Raw genomic sequence first — 21,981 nt, 5'->3', positions numbered from 1 at the left:
CTGCTCAGCGGCTCCGCCGCTGACAAGACAAGGATCAAGAAACGCAGACGCTGAGGTAATCGCTTGCTCCGCTCGGCGCGAGCAGGCGCGCGAGGCGGTTGTTCTGGACGGAGCGAGCCCCGGACGACGTGGTCGTCCGGGGCTCGCTCGGTTCGCGGTAGGTCAGGCGGCCAGGAAGCCGCCGGAGACGAGGGCTGCGCGGACCACCTCGATCTCGGCCTCGTCGGCCTCCGCCAGCGGCAGGCGCGGGCCTCCGACGGGGTGTCCGAGCAGGTTCAGCGCGGCCTTCACCGGGATCGGGTTCGTCGTCACCGACAGCGCCGAGTACAGGTCCTTGAGCGAGGCGTCGAGCTCCGCGCGGTGCTCCGGCTCCTCGACCATCCGCCGCATCTGCGGGCCCGCGATGTGGCTGGCCACGACGATGCCGCCCGCACCGCCCATGTCCAGCGTGCGGGCGAACGTCTCGTTGTTGCCCGCGTAGACGCCGAGCCCGTCCACCAGGGCCAGGTTGTCGTCGTTGGCCTGCTTGACGTAGTCCACCCGCTCGATCTGCGCGAGCTCGGCGAGCAGGTCGTTGGGCATGTCCGTCGCGGTCCGGGCCGGGATGTTGTAGAGCACGATCGGCTTGTCGGTGGCGTTCGCGATCTCGGCGTAGTGCCGCACCAGGCCGCGCCGGTTCGGGCGGTTGTAGTACGGGGTCACCGACAGCACGCCGTCCACCCCGAGCTCGGTGACCCGCTCGGTCATCGCGCACGCCTGGGCGGTGTCGTTGGAACCGGTGGAGCCGAGGATCGTGACGCCTTCGGGGCGCTCGGCGCAGGCGATCTCGACGAGGCGCAGGTGCTCCTCGTTGGTGAGCGTCGCCGCCTCGCCGGTGGTGCCGCAGACGACGATGCCGTCGGAACCGCTGTCGATGACGTGGTGCAGCAGCGCGACGAAGGCGTCCTCATCGACTTTCAGCTCGTCGTCGAACGGGGTGACGATCGCGGTGAGCAGGGTTCCGAGTGTCGTCGTCATGGCGCTGCCTTCCTTCATGTCTGTGCCTTCGGCCGATTCCGGCGCCGGAGAGGTCCGGACCGCCGGAACCACCCGGCCGCCGCTCGCGGAGCGCTCCGCGGGACGCGCACCGGTTCCGGCGCATCGGTATCGACCACCGTCCCAGGGTGCCGCGTTCCGGGCACTTCGCTGTGTGGACGGGTGTCATCAGCATGAATCATCCGCGGCGGCCGGTGCGACGAGGGTGCCCGACGGCAGCGTATCCCGTTGCGGCACAACGGCTTCCGGTTCATCGCAACCATCCTGGCGAGCCGAACGCGGAATTCGGCACCGAGCGCGGAACCGGATGATCCGGTCAGTTCGCGTCGCCCTCGGGGCGCTCCGGTTCCGACCGGTAGAGCGCCGCGTAGCGGGCCTGCTGCTCCGCGCTCATCTGCTCCGAGGCCTCCTTGCGGCGCTGCCGCGCGATGCCGAGCGGGTAGCCCTGCTTGAAGGCGCGGTGCTCGCAGGTGAACTCGGCGTAGGCCATGCCGTACCAGACCGCCAGGATCGCGCCGCCGAGGATCGCCATCGCCTTGATCCACATCGGGCCCGGGACCAGCAGGAACAACAGCCCCGGCGAGATCTGCACGAGGCTGCGCACGCCGTGGCGCAGCTGCCAGGTGCGCGCCGTGACGTCGTGCAGCACCCACTCGTCGTAGCGCGACGGCAGTTTGCCGCCGAAGGAGTACCAGATCCAGCGCACCGGGTCGGGCCGCACCCGCTTCGCCTCGGCCACCGCACACCGCCTTCCACCCGCCGCCCGCGCGGACGGCCTCACGCGCGAATGTTTAACGCACCAATCATATGCACGCGATATGTTAACGTGCGTTCCAGGCCTGTCGAGAGGAACGTGATGAACCCCGTCGAACCAGCGGATCAGTCCCCGGGCCGGGTCGACCTCGGCGAGGACCCGCTGGCGCTGGATCGGCAGGTCTGCTTCGCGCTGTCCGTCGCCTCCCGCGGCGTGATCGCGCTGTACCGGCCGCTGCTGGAACCGTTGAACCTGACCCACCCGCAATACCTGGTGATGCTGGCGCTGTGGGAATCGGATCCGCGCTCGGTCAAGGACCTCAGCCACACCGTGCAGGCCGAGCCGGCGACGCTGTCGCCGCTGCTCAAACGGCTCGAATCGGTCGGCTACCTCACCCGCAGCCGCAGCGCGGGCGACGAACGGCTGGTGACCGCGGCGCTGACCCCCGCAGGCCGCGAGCTGCGCGCGGAAGCCGAGAAGATCCCGCAGCAGATCGTCGAACGCCTCGGAATGCCGATCGGCGAGCTGGAGTCGTTGAACACCGCGCTGCGCGAGGTCATGGCCGCCGCCCAGCGGGCGAAGGCCGCGCCAGCCGGACGGTGAGCGCCGTCTCCCCCGGCCGCCGGACCCGCGGTCCCGCGCGATCGCCTCGCTAGTCTCGCGGGATGAACACTCCGCCCAAGGCCGAACTGCACGTGCACATCGAAGGCACCCTCGAACCCGAGATGGTCTTCGCGCTGGCGCGGCGCAACGACATCGCGCTGCCGCACGAGTCGGTCGCCGACCTGCGGGCGAAGTACGAGTTCGCCGACCTGCAGTCGTTCCTGGACATCTACTACGCGAACATGGCCGTGCTGCGCACCGCCGCGGACTTCCGCGACCTGGCCGCCGCCTACCTGGACCGCTGCGCCGCCCACGGCGTGCGGCACGCGGAGATCTTCTTCGACCCGCAGGCGCACCTCAAGCGCGGCGTCGCGATGGAGACCGTGATCGGCGGGCTCTGCGCGGCGCTCGACGACAGCGAGGTGTCGGCCTCGCTCATCCTGTGCTTCCTGCGCGACGAATCCGCCGAGTCCGCCGCCGAAGCGCTGCGCCTCGCCGAGCCGTTCTTGGACCGGATCGTCGGCGTCGGCCTGGACTCCGCCGAAGTCGGGCACCCGCCGTCGAAGTTCACCGAGGTGTTCCGGCGAGCCCACGAGCTCGGGCTGCGCGCGGTCGCGCACGCCGGCGAAGAAGGACCGCCGGAGTACGTGCGGGAAGCGCTGGACCTGCTCGGGGTGCAGCGCATCGACCACGGGATCCGCGCCCTGGAGGACCCGGAGCTGGTCGAACGGCTGCGACGGGAGCAGATCCCGCTGACGGTGTGCCCGCTGTCGAACGTGCGGCTGGGAGCGTTCGCGGAGCTGGGGCACCACACCTTGCCGCGGCTGCTGGAGCACGGGCTGCTGGTGACGGTGAACTCCGACGATCCGGCCTACTTCGGCGGCTACGCCGACGAGAACTTCGACGCGGTGCGCCGCGAGCTTGGCTTGACCCCCGAGCAGCTGCGGACGCTGGCGGCGAACTCCTTCCGCGCCTCCTTCCTCGACGAGGACGGCAAAGCAGCCTTCCTCGCGGAGGTCGAAGCCTGGACTCCGTGAGGGACTGACCTCTCTGGCCTCGGTCTGCGTAGGGGTCGGGTGGCGGAACCTCAGGTGTCTTCTCGCTGCGGGATCTTTTTCCCAAGTGGCTCCGCCACGAGGGAAAAAGCTGTCCTCGCGAGAAGACACCTGAGAACCCGCGGGTGGTCCATCTGCGTGCGTGGTCACTGCTCAGCGGCTCCGCCGCTGACAGGACACAGATCAAGAGCGGTCGTCAGCCTCAACCGAGGCTGGTCTCCGGTGGGTGCCCGGAACTCCGGTGGAGTTCCGGGCACCGCTGTTCACCTCGGAGCCGGGTTGCTCACTGCGGGGGTGCCAGGACGACCGCCGAGTTGTGGCCGCCCATGCCGATGGAGGACTTCAAGGTGAGCCCTCCGGTCAGCGGGGTTGGCCCGTCTAGCAGCCGCGGGTTGCCCGGTGCCCGCCGTGGCGGGGCCGGGATGAACCCGTGCCGGTAGCCGAGCGCGGCGACGGCGACCTCGACCGCCGACGCGGCGCCCTGGCAGTGCCCGACCAGCGGCTTCACCGAGTAGATCTCGGTCTCCGCCGCCAGCAGGTCCTCGCAGAACCGCGCCTCGGCGCGGTCGCACTGCGCGGTGCCCGGTCCGTGCGCGTTGAGGTAGCGGATGTCACCGCCCTTCACCCCGGAGTTGTCCAGGGCGTCGGCGACGCAGCCCGTCACCTCGGTCAGGCTCGGTTCGATCGAGGTGACGTGGTGGGCGTCGTGCGACATCGCCCCGCCGAGCACCTGCGCGTACGGGGTGCTCAAGCCGCGCGAGAGCACCATGCCGACGGAGGCCTCGCCCATGATGAAGCCACGGCTGCCCTCCTGGAACGGGCGGCACGCGTCCAGCGGCTCGGTGTCGGTGATCGTGACGCCGAGGCGCTCGAAGTGCAGCAGGTTCTCCGGGCTCGCCGACAGGTCGGTGGCCACGAACACCACGTCGTCGACGATGCCCGCGTCCAGCCAGGCCTTCGCGGTGAGCAGCCCGGCGTTGCCGGAGGCGCACATCGCGGAGACGTTCATGGCGGGCCCGTGGAAGCCGAACTCCTTCATGAACGTCGACATGGGCGTGGACGGCATCAGGGCCAGGTACTCGCGGATCGTCACCCGGCCTTCGCGGGCCTGGTAGAACTCCCGCCACAGGTCCACTTCACCGAGCACCACCGCGTGCAGGAGCCCCACGCGCCGCCCCGGTGTCCATCCCCGGTCCTCGGCGTCGCTGATCGCTTCGCGGGCCGCGGCGCGCATCGACCTGGCGAAGCGGCTCGGCCCGTCGGCCGGGTCGCCGCCCTCGGGCACCCGCGCCACCCAGGCGGGCCGGTCCTGATCGGGCCCGTGCCCGTCGACGAGCGAGGCGGCGAGCTCGGAGGCCGCCAGCCCCTCCCACAGGGCCTCGCGTCCCCAGCCGTAGCCGGTCACGGCACCGATGCCGCCGATTTCGATTTCAGAGTGCTGGGAGATCATCGCTCATCCCTTTCTCGCTTTTGTGATCGATCGATTTCGCGTCGCCGCGTCGGTTCGCCGCGATTCGCGTTCGACGGCGCCGGAAATCACTCGCCGAGAGCCGGGCGGAATTTCCACCGGTCCCGATCGAGAAGCGGGTCGCCGACATCGAGATCGAACTACGCGCAGTCACCCATTCCTGTGAACTGCGACAACGAAATCCTCTTTAGAGTGAAGCGAGAAGGCGAGCAATGGATACCAATAGTGCTTTGAGCCTCGATTTACCACGCGAATGGTCCAAGAGATCGCTACGAACACATCCCGCGACATCACATCCCGTGTTCGCCGCCGCGACGGCACGGGCTTATGATCAGCCGGGCTCCCCGGCCGCCCGGCCACTCAGGACGGTTCGTGAGCAGCACGCATGGGAAACTACGAGCGTTCGGATACCGATCCGTCCGACCGCGAGGAAGGGACGCTCCAAGGCTCGGCGCCGGAACGCCAAGGCCGTGAACGGTGGTGGTTCGTTAATGCGGATGGCGTGCACCAGATCTGTCCCGTGGATGTTCGATGGAAGTTGACCCAGTGGCCGAGCACTCGATAGGCCCCGAACTGGACCGCGAGTTCCTGGACCTCGCACTGACCGCCAACGGCGCGGTCCGCTGGTCGCTGTCCCTCAAGGACGACACCATCACCTGGACCCGGGGCATGGACGCGCTGCTCGGCGTTCCCGGAGAGAGCGACGAAGCGCTGCGCGACCGCCTGGTCGACCTCATCGCTCCGATGGCGGTCTCGGCGCGCGCCTCCGCCGCATGGCACGACCTCGACCTGGAACAGCCGCTCGGCGATGACGACGCGGGCGAGCCCCGGTTCATCCACTTCCACGCGCGCCGGTTCCGCGACCACGACGCCGGTGACCACCTCATCGGCGTGGCCGCCGACGTCACCCGCGTGCACCAGGACCGCCAGACGCTCACCGACCTCGCCGACCGGTACCGGCTGCTGGTCGAGCTCAGCCCGGACGCGATCTGCGTGCACCAGGACGGCCTGGTCCGCTACGCCAACTCCGCGACCCTGAGCATCCTCGGCATCGACAGCCCCGAACGCGTGATCGGCCGGCCCATCACCGACTTCGTGGAGACGCGTTCGGTGCCGAAGATGAACGAACGGCTCCGCTCGCTGACGCTGCCCGGTTCGCGGACGAAACCCGCCGAGGCCGACCTCAACCGGTTCGACGGCACCACGGTTCCCGTCGAAGTCGTCTCGGTGCTCACCACGTGGGAGGGCCGCCCCGCGCTGCAGGTGATCCTGCGCGACATCACCGACAAGAAGGCGGCCGAGGCGAGCCTGCGCTACCAGGCGGCGCTGGTGCAGCACGTCAGCAACGCCATCATCGCGATCGACCACGACGCGGTGGTCACCAGCTGGAACCCGGCCGCCGAAGCGGTCTACGGGATCTCCGCGAAGCACGCGCTGGGCAGGCCCGTGGAGGAGCTCGTCGGCGCCGCGCTGCGCCCGGCGGAGCTGCTGGCCACCGGCGGGGTCAGCGAAGCGCTGCACCGCCGCGGCGACGGCAGCGCGCTGGTCGTGCGGGTCTCGGCCGCGGAGATGGACGGCGGCTACGTGCTGGTGTGCGCGGACGAGACGGCCCGCCGCCACGCCGAGCGCACCTTCGCCACCGTCATCGACGCGCTCGACGAGGGCGTGCTGGTGATCAACCCGACGGCGATCGTCGAGTCGGCGAACCCGGCGGCCCAGCGCATCCTCGGCGCCCAGCCCACGGAGATCGTCGGGGTGAACGCCGACGCGTGGCCGATGTTCGACGAGAACGGCGACCGCGTCACCGAGCAGACCCGCCCGTCGGCGACCACGCTGCGCACCGGGCAGCCGGTGAACTCGCGGGTGCTGCGCGTGCAGCGCGGCGACGGGCAGAGCGTGTGGCTGGCGGTGACTGCGCGGGCGCTGAACCCGGACGACCGGCCGCCGTACCGGGTGCTGGTGTCGTTCAGCGACATCACCGAGAGCCGGGCCGCTCGCGAACGGCTGGAGCACGAGGCCACCCACGATCCGCTGACCGGGCTCGCGAACCGGACGCTGGTGCTGCGGCACCTGGACGCGGCGGTGAACTCCCCGCACCGCGAGCAGGCGCTGACGGTGCTGTTCGTGGACCTGGACAACTTCAAGATCGTCAACGATTCGCTCGGCCACGGCGTGGGCGACGAGGTGCTGCGCAACATCGGGCAGCGGCTGGTGCGCGCCACCGACGACCGCGAGTTCGTGGGCAGGCTCGGCGGCGACGAGTTCGTGATCGCCACCCAGAACCCCTTCGACCAGGAGGAGCTGAGCGTCCGCGCCGACCAGCTGCTGCGCACCCTCACCGAACCGACGCACGTGGAGGGCATCCGGCTGCACGTGGACGCCAGCATCGGCATCGTCGTCTCCCGGCCCGGTGACACCCGCTCCGCCCAGGACCTGCTGCGCGACGCCGACGTGGCGATGTACCGGGCGAAGGCGCAGGGGCGCGGGCGCTACACGTTCTTCGACGTGGAGCTCCGCGAGCGGGTGCAGCGGCACATGCTGCTGGAGCAGGACCTGCGCCACGCCGTGTCGCAGCAGCAGCTGTGGGTCGCCTACCAGCCGGTGGTGGACCTCAAGTCCGAGCAGGTGATCGGCGCCGAGGGGCTGCTGCGCTGGACGCACCCGGAGCACGGCTCGATCTCCCCCGCCGAGTTCATCCCGCTGGCCGAGGAGAGCGACCTCATCAACGAGATCGGCGAGTTCATGCTGCGCACGGTCACGAGGGAGTTCGCCGAGCTGCGCCGGGAGCACGGCGCCGCGCTGCAGATCAACGCGAACCTCTCCCCGCGCCAGCTGGGTGCTCCGCGGTTGCACGACATCGTGCGCAACGCGCTCGACGACGCGGGGATGCCGCCGGAGGCGCTGTGCCTGGAGGTCACCGAGAACGCGCTGATGCAGGACGCGACCTCGGCGGTGCGGGCGTTGCGCGACCTGCGCAAGCTGGGCGCGTTCCTGGCCATCGACGACTTCGGCACCGGCTACTCCTCGCTGGCCCAGTTGCGGCGGTTGCCGCTGGACACCCTCAAGATCGACCGCTCGTTCGTGTCCGACCTGGGCGAGTCGGAGGACGTGCAGGCCATCGTGACGAGCATCGTGGCGATGGCGCACGCCGTCGGGCTCAGCGTGGTCGGCGAGGGCGTGGAGACCGCCGAGCAGCTGGAGATCCTCCAGCGGATCGGCTGCGACCTGGGCCAGGGCTTCCTGTTCGGCAAACCCGCCCCCCTCAACGATTTCGCGAGCCTCCGCAGCATCGCCTCGCGCTGAGCGGTCGGTCGTGCCGTCCGGGCGCCCGCGGGCGCCGACGCCACGGCTCGAACGCGACGATCAGGCTTCCACCGCCGCCGGGTCGTCCTTGAAGCACTCCGCGCGGAGTCAGAGGACGGCCGGTTCTCGTCTCGGGGGGAGGGCGGGGAGCGCGTTGAGCAGGCTCCGGGTGTACGGGTCGCGGGGTGCGGTGAAGACCTCCTCTTCCGGGCCCTGCTCGACGACGCGGCCGTCCTTCATCACCAGCACGTGATCGCTCATGTGGTGCACCACGCCGAGGTCGTGCGAGATGAACAGGTACGCCACGCCCAGTTCGGCCTGCACGGTGGTGAGCAGGTCGAGCACTTGGGCCTGGATCGACACGTCGAGCGCGGACACCGGTTCGTCGCACACGATCACCGATGGCCGGGGCGCGAGCGCGCGGGCGATGGCGACGCGCTGCCGCTGCCCGCCGGACAGGTGCAGCGGTCGCCGCCGCCGGTGCTCGTCACCGAGCCCGACCTGCTCCAGCAGCTCGCCGACCCGTCGCGAGCGAGCGCGTGAGGTGCTGAACTCCGCCGGATCGAGGCTGTCGCGCAGCACGTGCTCCACGCTCCAACGGGGGTCGAAGGAGCTCAGCGGGTCCTGGTAGATCACGGTGATCCGCTTGCGCAGCGGCCTGCGCCGGCGCGGGCTCAGCGTCGTCCACGGGCCGTCGAGGAGCTCGACGGTGCCCTCGTCCGGCGCCTCCAGTGCCAGCGCCATCCGGGCGGTGGTGGTCTTGCCGGAGCCGGATTCCCCCACCACGCCGAGGGTTTCGCCTGCCCGCAGCTCGAAGGACACGTCGTCGACGGCGGTGCGCACCCGCCGGTCGGGGCCGCGGAAGCGCTTGACCAGACCCGAGGCGCGCAGCACCGGGGCCTGCGTCCGGGTGGTGCCGCGGTCGGGCAGCACCGTTCCGGCCGGTCGGTCGGGATGCGGGGACAGCAAGGTGCCCTTCGGGTGGTTCGAGGGCACGGCGTCCAGCAGCGCCTTGGTGTACTCGTGGCGGGGAGCTCCCAGCACCTCGCCGACCGGACCCTGCTCGACGATCTCGCCCTGCCGGATCACGGCGACCTCGTCGGCCAGCCGGGACACCACCGCGAGGTCGTGGCTCACGAGGATGAGGCCCTGCCCCGCGCGCTTGCGCTCCGCGAGCAGGTCGAGGATGCGGACCTGCACGGTCGCGTCGAGCGCGGTGGTCGGTTCGTCGGCGATGAGCAGCGCCGGATCCAGCGCGATGGCCTGCGCGATGAGCACCCGCTGCCGCAGTCCGCCGGAGAGCTCGTGCGGCAGCTGGCGAGCGCGCACCCGCGGTTCCGGCACGCCCACCTCCTCCAGCAGCGCGTGCACCCGCTCGGCGCGCTGCGCGCGGTTCCCCCGGCCGTGCAGCGACAGGGCTTCGGCGACTTCGCGGCCCACGGGACGCAGGCGGTCCAGCGAGACCAGCGCGTCCTGGAGCACGAACCCGATGTCGCGCCCCCGGATCCGCCGCCACTGCCGGTCGCCGAGCCCGCGCAGGTCGGTGCCCGCGAATTCGAGGCGCCGCGCCGACACGTGCGAACCGGCGCCGGTGAGCCCGACGAGGGTGCGCGCGGTGACGCTCTTGCCGGAGCCGGATTCCCCGACGACGGCCAGGCACCGACCGGCGTGCAGCTCGAACGACGCCCCGCGCACGACCTCGCGCGCGCCGAAGCCGACTCGCAGGTCCTCCACCCGCAGCAGCGGTTCAGCCGTCATGGTGCGTTCCTTCCAGTCGTCGCTGCAAAGCCCGGCCCAACGCGGTCACCGACAGCGCCAGCCCCACCACGGCCACGCCGGGGAACACCTCCAGCCACCACGCGTGGGTCATGTAGGCGCGGCCCGCGTCCAGCAGCGCGCCCCACTCCGAGGACGGCGGCGCCGCGCCCAGGCCGAGGAACGCCAGTCCGGAGGCCCACACGATCGACTGGCCGACGCCCAGCGTCGTGGCCACCGCCAGCGGGCGCATCGCGTTCGGGAAGATGTGCTGGACGACCACGCGCGGGTAGGAGTGCCCGAACGCGGTCGCGGCCTCGACGTAGCCGGAATCCCGCGCGGCGAGCACCTGGCCGCGGATCATCCGCGCGTAGCCGGGCGCGGTGCCGACGCCGACCGCGACGACGAGCGTCACCGGCCCCGGCCCGAACACCGCCACGAACAGCAGGGCCAGCAGCAGCACGGGGAACGCGAACAGCACCTCGATGAACCGGTTGATCGCCCCGTCCAGGAATCGCCCGGACAGCCCGGAGAGCACGCCCAGCACCACCGCCGCCGACATGCCCAGCGCGGTCGCGCCCACCCCGATCAGCAGCGAATCCCGCGCGCCGTGCACGATCCGCGCGTACAGGTCGCGCCCGGAGGGGTCGGTGCCGAGCGGGTGCCGCCACGACGGCGGCTCCAGGACGCGGGTGAGGTCGATCGCGAGCGGGTCGCGAGCGGTCACCAGCGCGGGCCAGAGGGCCGCGGCGGCGAAGAAGGCCACGGCGACGGCGGCGAGCAGCAGGCCGGGGCGCAGCCGCACGACCGGCCGGGAAGGTGCGGGAGCGAGTGCGGTCATGAGTCGCCCAACGTCGGGTCGATGAGCGCGTACAGCGCGTCGACGATCAGGTTCGCCAGCACGTACACGACGGCGACGAACAGCACGATGCCGCCCACAAGCGGGATGTCCCGGCTGTTCGCGGCCTGCACCAGCACCTGCCCGATGCCGGGGCGCACGAACACCGTCTCGGCGATCACCGCGCCGGAGAACAGCGCGCCGATCGCCCAGCCGGACAGCGACACCGCGGGCAACAGCGAGTGCCGCAGCACGTGGCGCACCCGCACCCGCAGGTCGCTCATGCCGCGGGCACGGGCGGAGAGCACGAACGGGCGGTCCAGCACGGCGGTGAACTCGTCGCGGGTGACCTGGCCGAGGAACCCGGACAGCGGCAGCGCCAAGGTCAGCGCGGGCAGCACCAGTCCCAGCGCACCGCCCCGGCCTTCGACGGGCAGCAGCGGGAGCTCGATGGCGAACACCACCAGCAGGATCGCGGCCAGCCAGTAGTGCGGGAGCGCGGCGGCCACCGTCTCCAGGCCGGAGCCGATCGCCGTGAGCCACCGGCCGCGTCCCGCGGTGAGCACCGTGATCACCACCGCGAACGCCCACGCCAGCACGAGCGCCGCGCACGCCAGCACCAGCGTCGGGGTGATCTGTTCGAGGATCAGCCCGAGCACCGGGCGGTGCAGCTGGTAGGAGGTGCCGAGGTCGCCGCGCAGCAGCCCGGCGAAGTAGTTCCAGTACTGCACCGGCAGCGGATCGTCGAAGCCGTACTGCGCGTTGACCGGCGCGAGCTCCTCCGGCGTGCGTTCGCGGTTCTCCCCGCTGGACTGGTTGAGCAGCAGCGTGGCCCGGTCCCCCGGCATCAGCGCCTGGATCAGGAAGGTGCCCGAGGCCGCCGCCCACAGCACGATCAGCGCGCCTGCCGCGCGGGCGGCGATCCAGCGCGCGACGCGCCGCCCGGACCCGGTCCTCGGCTCGGGGAGTTCGACCGCGGTCATCGGACGAACCTCGCGTCGTGGAACACCGGTTCTCCCTGGGACTTCTCGATCCACACGTCGCGCAGGCCCGGCCGCACGGCCAGCGAGGTGGTCTGGGTGTAGAGGCCGATGGCGACCGCGTCCTCGGAGATGATCCGCTGCGCCGCGGAGTACAGCGTCCGCTGCTCGGCCGGGTCGAGCGTGGAGTTGGCGCGCGAGATGAGGCGCTCCAGCTCCGGGTTGTCGTAGAAGGTGTTGTTCTGCGGGTTCGGCCGTTCCGGCAGCCTGCGCCGCCAGTTGATGTAGAGCAGGCCGGGCGTGGGGCTCGTCCAGTAGCCGGTGATGGCGTTGTAGCTGTCCGGGGAGGAGTACTTGCCGCCGAAGTACTCGCTCTGCGTCGCGGGCAGCAGCTCGACGTGGAAACCGGTGTCCTTCGCCATCTGCTGGATGTTCTGCAGCAGCGCCACGCCTTCCGGCCCGATCACCGCGCCCGCCGGGTAGACGATCACCGGGTGGAGCTCCACGCCGTCCTTCACGCGGTAGCCGGCTTCGTTGCGCCCGGTCCAGCCCGCTTCGTCGAGCAGCGCGTTCGCCCTGGGCACGTCGCGGCGGTGCGCGTCGGAGAATTCGGGGTCGTGCAGCGGAGTGCTGCTGAGCGCGCCGTTCCCGTTGTGCGGCACCACGTCGAAGAAGGCGGCCCGCACGGCGGACTCCCAGTCCGCGGAGTGCGCGAACGCCCGGCGCACCCGCACGTCGTCGAACGGGGCGCGGGAGACGTTGATGTTCAGCGCCACGGGCCTGCCGGGCGTGATGTACTGCTGCACCTCGAACCGCTCGCGGGCCTCGCCCCAGTCGATGGCGGGCACGTTGTAGATCACGTCGGACTCGCCGCCGCTGAGGGAGCCGTAGCGCGACGTGGGGTCCTTGAGGAACTTCCACTCCAGCTTGCGCGCGTACGCCGGGCCCTGGTGCTTGGCGTTGGCGGGCGCGGAGGTGTAGTTCTCGTTGCGCACGAAGGTGATCTGCTGGTTGCGCTCCCAGCTCTCGATGCGGAACGGGCCGCTGCCGACCGGTTGCTCGCAGTTCGCCCGGGTGCCGCGGGCGAGCGCGGTGGGCGATTGGATGCCGAAGTAGCCCTGGGTCAGCACCGTCAGCAGCGGCGCGTACGGCTTGGTCAGGTGCATCCGGAAGGTGCGGGCGTCGACGGCCTCGCCCCGCTCGTAGTACTCGCCGATGTAGGCGAACACGGTGCTGTTCTGCGTCTCCGGGTCGAGGTAGCGCTCGAAGTTCTCCCGCACCGCCGCCGCGTCCAGCGGCGTTCCGTCGGTGAAGCGCACGCCCGGCTTGAGGTGGAAGGTGTAGGTCCGCTGGTCCGGGGAGATCTCCCAGCGCTGCGCCAGCCACGGCACGACCTCGCCGCCGGAGTCCAGCGACACCAGGTTGTCCAGGTACTGCCGCGCCAGGTAGGCGTTCTGCACCCAGCCGCCGTGCACGCAGGGCGGTTCCTGCTCGTGGGCGTACTCGATGACCCCGTCGTCGTCCGGTGCCGCGCCGTCGGCGGCCGAGCAGCCCGCGGCCAGCGCCACCACCAGTAGCGCGGCCGTGGACTCGGCCACGAGGCCGGGCAACCGGGCGGCGCGGCCGGGCAGCGATGTGAAGCCCATGTCCCTCCTCCTCCGCGACCGGTGCACCCGCCGGACGAGGGTGTGCTCCGAAGTTAAGGAGCGCCGGTGGCGGCGCCAAGGGTTGCGATCAGGGAGATGCCAACCCTCGGCCGGGCACCGCGCGGGCCCTAGCGTCGGCGGAGCCGGACAGCCGAGAGCCGGCCCGCGCGACGCGGGAGGAACCCGACGCCCGGGAGGGAATCCGATGCCACGCCCATTGCAGTTCTCCGCGTTCGTCATGAACACGACCTCGCACATCACCCACGGGGCCTGGCGGCTGCCGGAGGCGCGGCAGACCGAGTTCAACTCGCTGGAGCACTGGGTGTCGCTGGCGCGGGAGCTGGAGCGGGGCAGGTTCGACTTCATCTTCTTCGCCGACGTCGTGGGGCTCTACGCCGATCACCGCTCGTCGTGGGAGAAGTTCGTCGAGTCCGGGTTGCAGATCCCCAGCAACGATCCGTCGGTGCTGGCCTCGGCCATCGCGCACGCCACCTCGGAACTGGGCATCGCGATCACCAGCTCGATCCTGCAGGAGCACCCGTTCAACTTCGCGCGCAAGATCTCCACGCTGGACCACGCCTCGCGCGGGCGGATCGCGTGGAACATCGTCACGAGCCTGTCGCCGAACGCGTGGCGCAACTTCGGCTACGACGACATCACCCCGCACGAGGACCGCTACGCGTGGGCCGACGAGTACGTCGACGTCGTCTACAAGCTCTGGGAGGGGTCCTGGGACGACGGCGCGCTGCTGCAGGACAAGGAGCGCGCCGTGCACGGCGACTTCACCAAGATCCACAAGATCCACCACGCGGGTGAGCGCTACCGCGTGGAAGGCCCGCACCTGGTCGCTCCCTCGCCGCAGCGCACGCCGCTGCTGTTCCAGGCCGGTTCCTCCCCCACCGGGCGCCGGTTCGCGGCCCGCAACGCGGAGGCCCAGTTCATCCAGTCGCCCAGCCCGAAGGACGCGAAGGCGCTGATCGACGACACCCGCCGCCTGGTCGTCGAAGCCGGGCGCAAGGCGGAGGACCTGAACTTCTTCCAGGGCCTCTCGTTCGTCATCGGCAGCACCGAGGCGGAGGCGCGGCGCCGCGCCGACGAGGTGGACGAGTACATCGACGACGACGCGATCATCGCGCACGCGGCGGGCGGTATCGGCGTCGACCTCGGGCACTACGACCTGGACACCCCGATCGGCGACATCGAATCGGAGGGTTCGCGCAGCCACCTGCTGTGGTTGCGGGAGGCGGTCCCGGACCGGGAGCCGACGGTGCGCGACCTCGCGCGGCTGCGCACCCGCAACGGCCGCGTCGTGGGCACCCCGGAGCAGATCGCCGACCGGCTCGCCGAATGGCGCGACGCCGGGGTGGACGGCATCAACGTCACGAACTACACGATCCCGGGCAGCTACCTGGAATTCATCGAGCACGTGACGCCGGTGCTGCAGGAACGCGGGCTGGCGCAACGGGAGTACCGCCCCGGCACGACCCGCCGCAAGCTCACCGGTGCCGACCTCCTCGACGACCACCACCCCGCCGCCGCCTACCGCGGCGCGTTCTCCTGACCGGGCTTCACGTCCGGTGCACGATCCCGGATTCAGATCTTCACCCGTACCCGTTCGATTTCTCGCGAAGTTGCCGGACACCAGGGGAAACGTGATCACGATCGTGGAGGCGGTCACGGTGTGATTCCGGAGTTCACCCCGCAGGGACGCCCCCTCCGTGAGTTCTCGGGGCGTCGTCCCGTCCCCGGCCCGACGGCGGTGGAGCCGGGGTTCCCGCCACCGAACCGCCGGACATCCGAGCACCCCCGAGGAGCAGCAGTGAGCATCGAAACCCCGATCGCCCCGCACGTCGACCCGGTGCCGCCCGGATCGGCGGAGTTCTCCGCGCTGGTGGCGAAGATCGCCGCCGGAGCCGAGCACCGCGCGGCGCACGACCTCAACGCGCACGAGCAGATCGACTGGATCCGCCAGGCCCGGCTCGGCGCGATCACCTTGCCCGCGGCCGACGGTGGCCCCGGCGTCTCCGTGCGCGCGCTGCTGTCGCTGGTGATCGACCTCGCCGAAGCCGACCCGAACGTCGCGCACATCCTGCGCGCGCACTTCTGGCAGGTCAACGAGATCCTGCGGGCGCTGCCGCCCGGGCCGCAGCGCCAGCACTGGGTGGCGGAGATCCGCGCGGGCAAGCTGTTCGGCAACGCCAGCAGCGAACGCGGCGACCGAGCCGCCGGAACGCTCTCCTTCGCGACCGGGCTCACCCGCGCCGGCGACGGTTTCCGGCTCAACGGCGAGAAGTTCTACAGCACCGGCACCCTGTTCTCCGATTGGATCGGGGTGTCGGCGCAGCTCGACCTGAACACCGTCGCGGCGGTCCTGGTGCCGATCGACCGGGCGGGCGTGACCGTGGTCGACGACTGGGACGGCATCGGTCAGACCCGCACCGGAACCGGCACGACCACCTTCGAGGACGTCGTCGTCGAGGAGCACGAGGTGCTCGACGTGCGCGTGAACGACGGTTCGGCGCGCGGCGCGAACGATGTCGCGCTGCTCCAGCTCTACCTCCAGGCGATCATCGCCGGCATCCTGCGCAACGCGGCCGAGGACGCCGCGCGGCTGGTCCGCGGGCGCACCCGCTCGTTCCAGCACGCCCCGACCGCCTCACCGGCCGACGATCCGATCCTGCACGCCGAGGTCGGGCGCATCACCAGCGCCGCCTACGTCGCCGAGGCCGCGGTGCTCGCCGCCGCCGACGAGATCGACGCCGCCTACCGCTCCGAACGGCTCGGCGAGCCCGATCCGGCGCTGTTCACCGCGGCGTCGCTGGCGGCGTCGAAGGTGAAGGTGCACGTGGACGAGGTCGGGCTGCGCGCGGCGAACGCCCTGTTCGAAGTGGGCGGGGCGTCGGCGGCCTCCCGGTCCCGGAACCTGGACCGGCACTGGCGCAACATCCGCACCCTCACCCTGCACAACCCGACGTCGTACAAGGCCGCCGCGGTCGGCGACGTGTTCATCAACTCGACGCCGCTGCCGGTCAACGGCTACTTCTGAGCGGCGGGTCCCGCGTCGCCCGCTCCCACATTCCAGGACGACGACCCGGCCGGAACCCGCGCCGGCGTGCGCGGCGGTTCGCTCCGCAGCGCGCCTCGGCACGTGGCTGCTGGCGGTCTTTTCCCAGTTCGGAGCGGAGTTCCGGGGCTCGCAGCCCGTCCTCGCCGGGCTCTCGGCACCGGTGCGGCCACCACCGGAGCGGTCGGCGAGGTGCGTCACACGGTTCGTCAAAACCCGTCCTGGCACGGTAGTTTTCGGCCGTGCCCAGCGATCCGACCGTCCTGCCGACCGTCACGTACGTGACCGTCGCGCTCGGTTGCCGCCTGCCGCTGGTCCGGGTCCTCTGTCGCGGTTCGTCGCCGCTCTCCTGACGAACTCCGCCGACCGCACGGCACCCCGGCCCGATCCGCTCGCGCTCGTGGTGCCGTCCCCGCACGTTGCGAGGACCCATGACCGCAGCCCTGCACGCCGTCGCACCTGCCCGCACCGCTGATGTCCCCGTCGTAGCGCCAGGTCTGCGCATCGCGGACACGCCGGCCGCCGCGGTGCTGCGGGTCGCCCGCCGCGAGGGCCCGATCTTCCGCGACGCCGCCGCGGCCCGGACGGGGTTGAGCCTGCCCACCGTCAACCGGCACGTGGTGGCCCTCGTCGAGGCCGGGCTGCTGCGCGAGCGGGCCGATCTCGCTCCCTCCGGCGCGGTCGGCCGTCCGCGGTTGCCGTTCGAGCTGCGCCGGGAGCCGCACCTGACCGTCGGGATCCACATCGGCTACCGCACCACCACCATCACCACCCACGACCTGCACGGCCGGGTGCTGGGCGGCATCCGGACGAGCACCTCCGGCGACGACGCGCCCGACGTGCTCGCCGCCGTCGGGGATCGCGCTCGGCGCTTCCTGGCGCGCTGGCCGGGCAGGCGACCGTTGTGGGCCGGGGTCGCGCTCGGCGGGCGGGTGGACGAGCACGGGCGGGTGGAGCACTCGCGGCTGGGCTGGCGCGAGGCTCCGGTCGGCGAGCTGATCGGCGCGCGGCTCGGGCTGCCGATCTCCGTGGCGCCGCACGTGGAATCGATGGCGGCGGCGGAGCTGTCGTTCGGACCGCCCCACGAGCCGCACGGCAGCACGTTGTACTGCTACGCCCGCGAGACGATCGGCGTCGCGCTGACCATCGACGGCGCCGTGCACAACCCCCGCACCGGGCCGGGCGGCATCGGGCACCTGCCCGCGGGGCCGACGGAACTGCTCGATCCGCGCCGCACCGGCAGGCTCGACGACGCCGTGAGCGACACCGGAGTCGTCGAGGCCGCCCGAACCGTAGGCCTGCCCGTCGGGTCCACCGCGGAACTGGCCGCTCGGGGCGAGGCCGGCGACGGGTCGGCGCTGGCGCTGCTGCGCGAGCGGGCCCGCGTGCTGGGGCGCTGCATCGGGCAGGTCGCCGACGTGATCAACCCGGATCGGATCATCCTCGGCGGCCAGGCGTTCACCGAGTTCTCCGGGACGCCGCGCGAGGTGGCGCGGTCCGCGGCGGAGAACTCCGCGGTACCGCAACGGGAATTCCAGGTCACCGCCGCCGGGAACGGGATCCAGCAGCAGGCGGCGGCGGCCGTGTCGCTGGACTTCCTCTACGCCGATCCGCTCGCCGCGCTGCGCCACGCGAACCGCGCGACCTCCGCCCGGGGCCTGCGCCGGTGAACCGGTAACGCGACGGTGCGCAGCGGCTCGCGCTACGCCGCTCGGCTCGCCGCGCGGCGAGCACCGCCGTCAGGTGCCGCGTCACCCCGGATGTGACCGCGGAACGGATCGCCCCTTGCTCAGGCGCAGGATCGAGGTGACCGCGTCCTCCGAGCGGATCGCCGGAGCGAGGACCTCCTGCAGGAGCAGGCCGCGAATCGCCGCGATGGTGACGGAGGCCGTCAGCAGCGCTTCCTCGGCATCGAGCCCCTCGCGTTCCGCGAGCGCGGCCAGGATCTTGGTCAGATCGTCGAGCGAGTCGATGAACTCGCGGAAGTTCTCCGGGTCGTGCGCGGCCAGGCCTGCGACGTGGAAGAAGCCGCGAACGCGCGACAGCTGCTCCGGACCGGTGTAGGTCCGCCAGATCGCCACGACGAGGTCGTCGAAGGTGCCTTGCTCGGCGGCTTGCACGAGCGCCGCGTTGTCACGGGAGCGCTGCGCGTCGAGCATGGCCGCGAGCACGCCCGGCAGGGAACCGAAGTGGTACCGCAGGAGGGCGTGGCTGGTCCCGGCGCGGACGGCGATCTCGCGGAGCGACACCTCCGGCGTGGGAAGGGCCTCCGCGAAGGCGTCGAGGAGCCGCGCCAGGAGGCGCTCGCGTGCGTCACCGGTGCGTTCCGTGCTTGACAGGGTCACTCCCGCAGTTTATCCATTGGAAAAGAAAGCCGGTGCCGTGGTGCTCGAACCATGGTCGCAGTCGGCTCACCGACGGAGGAGGACATGACTCGTGAGGTTCTGCAGATCACCGGTGCGGCGGTCGTCGACGGGGCGGGTCGCGTGCCCGCCGACGTCGAGGACGGGCGCACATCCCGGCTCGACACCTCCGGCGAGCGCATCGGCTTCGCCTGACCGACGCCCACGTTCACCTGAGCTTTCCCTCGTGCTCCGCAACGACGATCCGAAACTCTCCACCTCCCCCGCCCATGCCGTACCGACCGTCCGAACCGGACATGCTGTGAAGGACCCCCGATGAGCACCATGTGGCACGGCTGCCTCGCCGACACCGACTACTTCGAGATGCGCTCCGGCGGCGGGCACGACTACGGCGTGTGGGTCACCACGCCACCGGGCTACGACCCCGCCACGACGCGAGCGCCGGCCCTGTACGTGCTCGACGGCAACTGGGCCGTGGGCATGACGGCACCGCTCATCGTGGCCCAGGCCGATCCGATGCAGCGGATCCAGCCCTACATCCAGGTCAGCGTCGGCTATGCGGGCGAAGACGCGCAGCACTGGGATCGGCTGCGCAACAGGGACCTCGTGCCACCCGGCGAGCCCATCGCCGCGGAGCTCGTCGACGCCGCGGAAGCGGGATTCCGAGCGGGTTCGAGGACGCGCGAGGAAACCGACGCCTACCTCGCCGAACTGCGCGACACCCACGCCGACGCGTTCCTGAACTTCCTCACCGCGGAACTGCACCCGCGGATCGAACGCGACTACGGCACCGCCACCAGCGGCCACGGGCTCTTCGGCTACTCCTACGGCGGCCTGTTCGGCCTCTACACCTGGCTCACCGGTTGCCCGCTCTTCGAGAGCATCGGGGCGGGCAGCCCCGGCGTGGCCGGCGCGGACAGCCGGATCTTCGCCCGGCTCCAGGAGCTCGGCGACGGGCAGCGAGCCGCGCGGCTCCACGTGACCCTCAACGAGCAGGAGCTGCTCGGCGACATGGCGATCTACCAGGCCATGTCGAAGAACACGGCCACCGTCCTGCACCGCCTCACCGCGCGCGGCGAAGCCGTCACCAGCGCGATCATGCGCGAAACGCACGTGACCGGCCTGCAGGCGTCGTTCCTGAGCTACCTCAGGACCTGCCGTGCCCGGTGAGCGGGTAGCCGCCTCGTCGGCGGTGGCTGAGGCGGGCTTGGTGCTGTGAGCGCTGGAAGCGCGACCAGGTCCGGCTCAGCCACCACCACCCGCACGCCACTAGTGCGCGCGGATCAGACCGCCGTCGCAGCGGAGCTGTTCACCGGTGATGTAGGACGCCTGGGCGCTCGCCAGGAACACGACCGCCGCCGCGTACTCCTCGGGCGTGCCGAACCGGCCCGCCGGGATGTCCGCGCGGGACGCGTCGCGCACCTCGTCGGCGGCGACGCCGCGCCGCTCGGCCATGGCGGCGTTGAGCGAGTTGAGCCGCTCCGTCTCGATCCGGCCGGGCAGCACCATGTTCGCGGTGACCCCGTCGGCGGCGACCTCACCGGCGAGGGTCTTCAAGTACCCGGCGAGCGCGCCGCGACCCACGTTGGAGGCGGCGAGCCCGTTGATCGGCTGCTGGACGCCGCTGGAACCGATCGCGACGATCCGGCCCCAGCCGCGTTCGCGCATGCCCGGCAGGACCGCTTCGACCAGGCGGATGTGCGCGGACAGCAGCAGTCGCACCGCGTCCTGCGCGGCTTCGGCGCTCATCTCGGCGGCGGTGCCGGGCGCGGGGCCGCCGCCGTTGAGCACCAGCACGTCCACCGGCCCGAACACGGCGGCGGCGTCGATCAGCGAGCGCGGGCCGTCCGGTTCGGTGATGTCCACTCCGATGCCCACCGCGGACGGCAGCTCGGCGGCCTGCTGCGCCGCGAGTTCCCCGCGGCGCCCGCCGAACGCGACGTGCGCGCCTTCGGCCGCCAGCCCGCGCACGACCGCCGCGCCCAACCCGGAGGTCGCACCGGGCACGACCGCGACCTTGCCGGTCAGTCCGAGATCCACTGAACCCTCACCTGCTTCCGCGCGCCGTCACCGCAGCACCTGCGGCATCGACGAGCAACGATAGTGATCACCGCTCCGCCGGGCCAGCCGCGTCGAGGTCGATCCACTGTGGACCGACCTGGCCGGACGCTCAGCCCCGGCGAGGCAGCAGGCGGGCGGCGTTGGTCCGGTCGATCGCGGCGTGGTCGATCCCCGGCGCCGCGTCCAGGCGCTCCGTCATGAAGGTGGCGATTTCCGCTGGCGCGTAAGGGAAATCGCTGCCGAACAGGATGCGCTCCGGGTCGGCGAACGCCGTGAGACCGGGCAGCGAGTACGGCGAAGCCGACAGCGCGGTGTCGAAGTAGAACCGGCGCAGGTCGCCCAGCAGTTCCGCAGTGCCGCGCTCACCGCCCGCCATCTCCAGGCAGGCGGCGATGCGCTCCGCCGCGTACGGCAGGAAACCGCCCGCGTGGGACAGGACGACCTTCAGGCCGGGATGGCGGTGCACGGTGCCGCCGGCCACCAGGTTCGTCGCGGCCCGCACGGTGTCGAGCAGGAAGTCCGCCGCGAACGGCGGGATGCCGGGCACCGGCTCGGCGGGCAACGCCGAAGGGTGCACGAACACGACCGCGCCCCGCCTGCCCAGCTCGGCCATCAGCGGCTCGAAGGCCGGGTCGCCCAGGTAGGTGCCGCCGCTGTTGGCCAGCAGCACCACGCCGTCGGCGCCCAGCTCGTCGAGCGCGTAGGCGGCCTCGGCGAGCGCGCCGTCCACGTCGGGCAGCGTCAGCGTCGCCCAGAAGCCGAACCGGCCCGGGTGCTCGGCGGCGAGCTCGGCGCAATACTCGTTGACGGTGCGCGCCATCGCTCGGCCGTCCTGCCCCGGCCACGGTTCGACGCCCGGCGTGGTCACGGACAGGATCGCGGTCTCGATGTCGTTGCGGCCCATCAGGTCCAGCGAGGCCTGCGGGCTCCAGTCCGGCGTGCCGCGTCCTCCGGCATCGACGCCGTCGCGTCGCAGCCGCTCCCGGTACGCGGGCGGAACCACGTGGTGGTGGACGTCGATGCGCCGAGCCGAGGCCATGATCGCTCCTATTAATT

The 21,981-nt window shown here is 71.5% G+C and carries 18 protein-coding genes; 8 read left to right on the top strand and 10 right to left on the bottom strand.

What is annotated here, in order from left to right:
- Window positions 1-162: 162 nt before the first annotated feature.
- Window positions 163-1,017: a 4-hydroxy-tetrahydrodipicolinate synthase gene (gene dapA / locus BJ969_RS09715; protein WP_184478618.1), complete on the bottom strand. Its 855-nt coding sequence runs from the start codon at window positions 1,015-1,017 to the stop codon at window positions 163-165.
- 334 nt (window positions 1,018-1,351) lie between these two features.
- The gene (locus BJ969_RS30515; protein ID WP_343071316.1) at window positions 1,352-1,774 is read right to left on the bottom strand and encodes a DUF5313 family protein; all 423 of its coding nucleotides are present in this window, start codon (window positions 1,772-1,774) and stop codon (window positions 1,352-1,354) included.
- Window positions 1,775-1,891: 117 nt separating this feature from the next.
- On the opposite strand from BJ969_RS30515, the gene BJ969_RS09705 reads away from it, so the two are divergent.
- Both BJ969_RS09705 and BJ969_RS09700 read left to right on the top strand, forming a co-directional pair.
- Window positions 1,892-2,392, top strand: a complete 501-nt coding sequence (locus tag BJ969_RS09705) for a MarR family winged helix-turn-helix transcriptional regulator (protein ID WP_184478617.1) — start codon at window positions 1,892-1,894, stop codon at window positions 2,390-2,392.
- 62 nt (window positions 2,393-2,454) lie between these two features.
- A complete protein-coding gene (locus tag BJ969_RS09700; RefSeq protein ID WP_184478616.1) occupies window positions 2,455-3,429 on the top strand; it encodes an adenosine deaminase in 975 nt (324 codons plus the stop codon).
- 301 nt (window positions 3,430-3,730) lie between these two features.
- Here BJ969_RS09700 and BJ969_RS09695 read toward each other — a convergent pair whose 3' ends face one another.
- Window positions 3,731-4,897 (bottom strand): beta-ketoacyl synthase N-terminal-like domain-containing protein, encoded by a 1,167-nt coding sequence (locus tag BJ969_RS09695; protein WP_184478615.1) that lies wholly within the window; start codon window positions 4,895-4,897, stop codon window positions 3,731-3,733.
- Between the two features lie 549 nt (window positions 4,898-5,446).
- Between BJ969_RS09695 and BJ969_RS09690 the strand changes: the two genes are divergently transcribed.
- Window positions 5,447-8,218 carry a sensor domain-containing protein gene (locus BJ969_RS09690; RefSeq protein ID WP_184478614.1) on the top strand — a complete coding sequence of 924 codons (2,772 nt, stop codon included), beginning with the start codon at window positions 5,447-5,449 and terminating at the stop codon, window positions 8,216-8,218.
- 108 nt (window positions 8,219-8,326) lie between these two features.
- Here BJ969_RS09690 and BJ969_RS09685 read toward each other — a convergent pair whose 3' ends face one another.
- From BJ969_RS09685 to BJ969_RS09670, 4 genes are read right to left on the bottom strand one after another with little or no spacing between them, the layout of a single operon-like run.
- The gene (locus BJ969_RS09685; protein ID WP_184478613.1) at window positions 8,327-9,976 is read right to left on the bottom strand and encodes a dipeptide ABC transporter ATP-binding protein; all 1,650 of its coding nucleotides are present in this window, start codon (window positions 9,974-9,976) and stop codon (window positions 8,327-8,329) included.
- The gene (locus tag BJ969_RS09680) at window positions 9,966-10,814 is read right to left on the bottom strand and encodes an ABC transporter permease (protein WP_184478612.1); all 849 of its coding nucleotides are present in this window, start codon (window positions 10,812-10,814) and stop codon (window positions 9,966-9,968) included. The genes BJ969_RS09685 and BJ969_RS09680 overlap by 11 nt, the downstream gene beginning before the upstream one ends.
- Window positions 10,811-11,794 carry an ABC transporter permease gene (locus tag BJ969_RS09675; protein ID WP_184478611.1) on the bottom strand — a complete coding sequence of 328 codons (984 nt, stop codon included), beginning with the start codon at window positions 11,792-11,794 and terminating at the stop codon, window positions 10,811-10,813. The genes BJ969_RS09680 and BJ969_RS09675 overlap by 4 nt, the downstream gene beginning before the upstream one ends.
- Window positions 11,791-13,437, bottom strand: a complete 1,647-nt coding sequence (locus tag BJ969_RS09670) for an ABC transporter substrate-binding protein (RefSeq protein WP_184478610.1) — start codon at window positions 13,435-13,437, stop codon at window positions 11,791-11,793. The genes BJ969_RS09675 and BJ969_RS09670 overlap by 4 nt, the downstream gene beginning before the upstream one ends.
- A gap of 205 nt (window positions 13,438-13,642) precedes the next feature.
- Here BJ969_RS09670 and BJ969_RS09665 point away from each other — a divergent pair, with 205 nt between their 5' ends.
- From BJ969_RS09665 to BJ969_RS09655, 3 genes are all read left to right on the top strand, one after another.
- Window positions 13,643-14,998, top strand: coding sequence for an LLM class flavin-dependent oxidoreductase (locus tag BJ969_RS09665; protein WP_184478609.1), 1,356 nt, complete (start codon window positions 13,643-13,645; stop codon window positions 14,996-14,998).
- A 258-nt stretch (window positions 14,999-15,256) separates the two neighbouring features.
- Window positions 15,257-16,483, top strand: coding sequence for an acyl-CoA dehydrogenase family protein (locus BJ969_RS09660; protein ID WP_343071315.1), 1,227 nt, complete (start codon window positions 15,257-15,259; stop codon window positions 16,481-16,483).
- Between the two features lie 449 nt (window positions 16,484-16,932).
- The gene (locus BJ969_RS09655; RefSeq protein WP_184478608.1) at window positions 16,933-18,171 is read left to right on the top strand and encodes an ROK family transcriptional regulator; all 1,239 of its coding nucleotides are present in this window, start codon (window positions 16,933-16,935) and stop codon (window positions 18,169-18,171) included.
- Window positions 18,172-18,252: 81 nt separating this feature from the next.
- Here BJ969_RS09655 and BJ969_RS09650 read toward each other — a convergent pair whose 3' ends face one another.
- On the bottom strand, window positions 18,253-18,846 hold the full coding sequence (locus BJ969_RS09650; protein ID WP_184478607.1) for a TetR/AcrR family transcriptional regulator: 594 nt from the start codon (window positions 18,844-18,846) through the stop codon (window positions 18,253-18,255).
- An 84-nt stretch (window positions 18,847-18,930) separates the two neighbouring features.
- On the opposite strand from BJ969_RS09650, the gene BJ969_RS30510 reads away from it, so the two are divergent.
- Together BJ969_RS30510 and BJ969_RS09645 are read left to right on the top strand one after the other, a co-directional pair.
- Window positions 18,931-19,059, top strand: a complete 129-nt coding sequence (locus tag BJ969_RS30510) for a hypothetical protein (protein ID WP_281398301.1) — start codon at window positions 18,931-18,933, stop codon at window positions 19,057-19,059.
- A 120-nt stretch (window positions 19,060-19,179) separates the two neighbouring features.
- Window positions 19,180-20,034: an alpha/beta hydrolase gene (locus BJ969_RS09645; protein ID WP_184478606.1), complete on the top strand. Its 855-nt coding sequence runs from the start codon at window positions 19,180-19,182 to the stop codon at window positions 20,032-20,034.
- Window positions 20,035-20,133: 99 nt separating this feature from the next.
- On the opposite strand, the gene BJ969_RS09640 is transcribed toward BJ969_RS09645, so the two are convergent.
- Together BJ969_RS09640 and BJ969_RS09635 are read right to left on the bottom strand one after the other, a co-directional pair.
- Window positions 20,134-20,904 carry an SDR family oxidoreductase gene (locus tag BJ969_RS09640; RefSeq protein ID WP_184478605.1) on the bottom strand — a complete coding sequence of 257 codons (771 nt, stop codon included), beginning with the start codon at window positions 20,902-20,904 and terminating at the stop codon, window positions 20,134-20,136.
- Window positions 20,905-21,034: 130 nt separating this feature from the next.
- On the bottom strand, window positions 21,035-21,964 hold the full coding sequence (locus BJ969_RS09635; RefSeq protein ID WP_184478604.1) for an amidohydrolase family protein: 930 nt from the start codon (window positions 21,962-21,964) through the stop codon (window positions 21,035-21,037).
- Between the last annotated feature and the right edge of the window lie 17 nt (window positions 21,965-21,981).

Source organism: Saccharopolyspora gloriosae, from assembly GCF_014203325.1.
In the GTDB taxonomy this organism is placed as follows: domain Bacteria; phylum Actinomycetota; class Actinomycetes; order Mycobacteriales; family Pseudonocardiaceae; genus Saccharopolyspora_C; species Saccharopolyspora_C gloriosae.
This window is presented reverse-complemented; position numbering and strand designations above follow the sequence as displayed.

Coding starts and splice junctions, on each gene's coding strand:
- BJ969_RS09635 (WP_184478604.1), bottom strand. CDS start 21,964: ATGGCCTCGGCTCGGCGCATCGACGTCCACCACCACGTGGTTCCGCCC.
- BJ969_RS09700 (WP_184478616.1), top strand. CDS start 2,455: ATGAACACTCCGCCCAAGGCCGAACTGCACGTGCACATCGAAGGCACC.
- BJ969_RS09665 (WP_184478609.1), top strand. CDS start 13,643: ATGCCACGCCCATTGCAGTTCTCCGCGTTCGTCATGAACACGACCTCG.
- BJ969_RS09690 (WP_184478614.1), top strand. CDS start 5,447: ATGGAAGTTGACCCAGTGGCCGAGCACTCGATAGGCCCCGAACTGGAC.
- BJ969_RS09675 (WP_184478611.1), bottom strand. CDS start 11,794: ATGACCGCGGTCGAACTCCCCGAGCCGAGGACCGGGTCCGGGCGGCGC.
- dapA (WP_184478618.1), bottom strand. CDS start 1,017: ATGACGACGACACTCGGAACCCTGCTCACCGCGATCGTCACCCCGTTC.
- BJ969_RS09685 (WP_184478613.1), bottom strand. CDS start 9,976: ATGACGGCTGAACCGCTGCTGCGGGTGGAGGACCTGCGAGTCGGCTTC.
- BJ969_RS09680 (WP_184478612.1), bottom strand. CDS start 10,814: ATGACCGCACTCGCTCCCGCACCTTCCCGGCCGGTCGTGCGGCTGCGC.
- BJ969_RS09655 (WP_184478608.1), top strand. CDS start 16,933: ATGACCGCAGCCCTGCACGCCGTCGCACCTGCCCGCACCGCTGATGTC.
- BJ969_RS09645 (WP_184478606.1), top strand. CDS start 19,180: ATGAGCACCATGTGGCACGGCTGCCTCGCCGACACCGACTACTTCGAG.
- BJ969_RS09705 (WP_184478617.1), top strand. CDS start 1,892: ATGAACCCCGTCGAACCAGCGGATCAGTCCCCGGGCCGGGTCGACCTC.
- BJ969_RS09695 (WP_184478615.1), bottom strand. CDS start 4,897: ATGATCTCCCAGCACTCTGAAATCGAAATCGGCGGCATCGGTGCCGTG.
- BJ969_RS30510 (WP_281398301.1), top strand. CDS start 18,931: ATGACTCGTGAGGTTCTGCAGATCACCGGTGCGGCGGTCGTCGACGGG.
- BJ969_RS09670 (WP_184478610.1), bottom strand. CDS start 13,437: ATGGGCTTCACATCGCTGCCCGGCCGCGCCGCCCGGTTGCCCGGCCTC.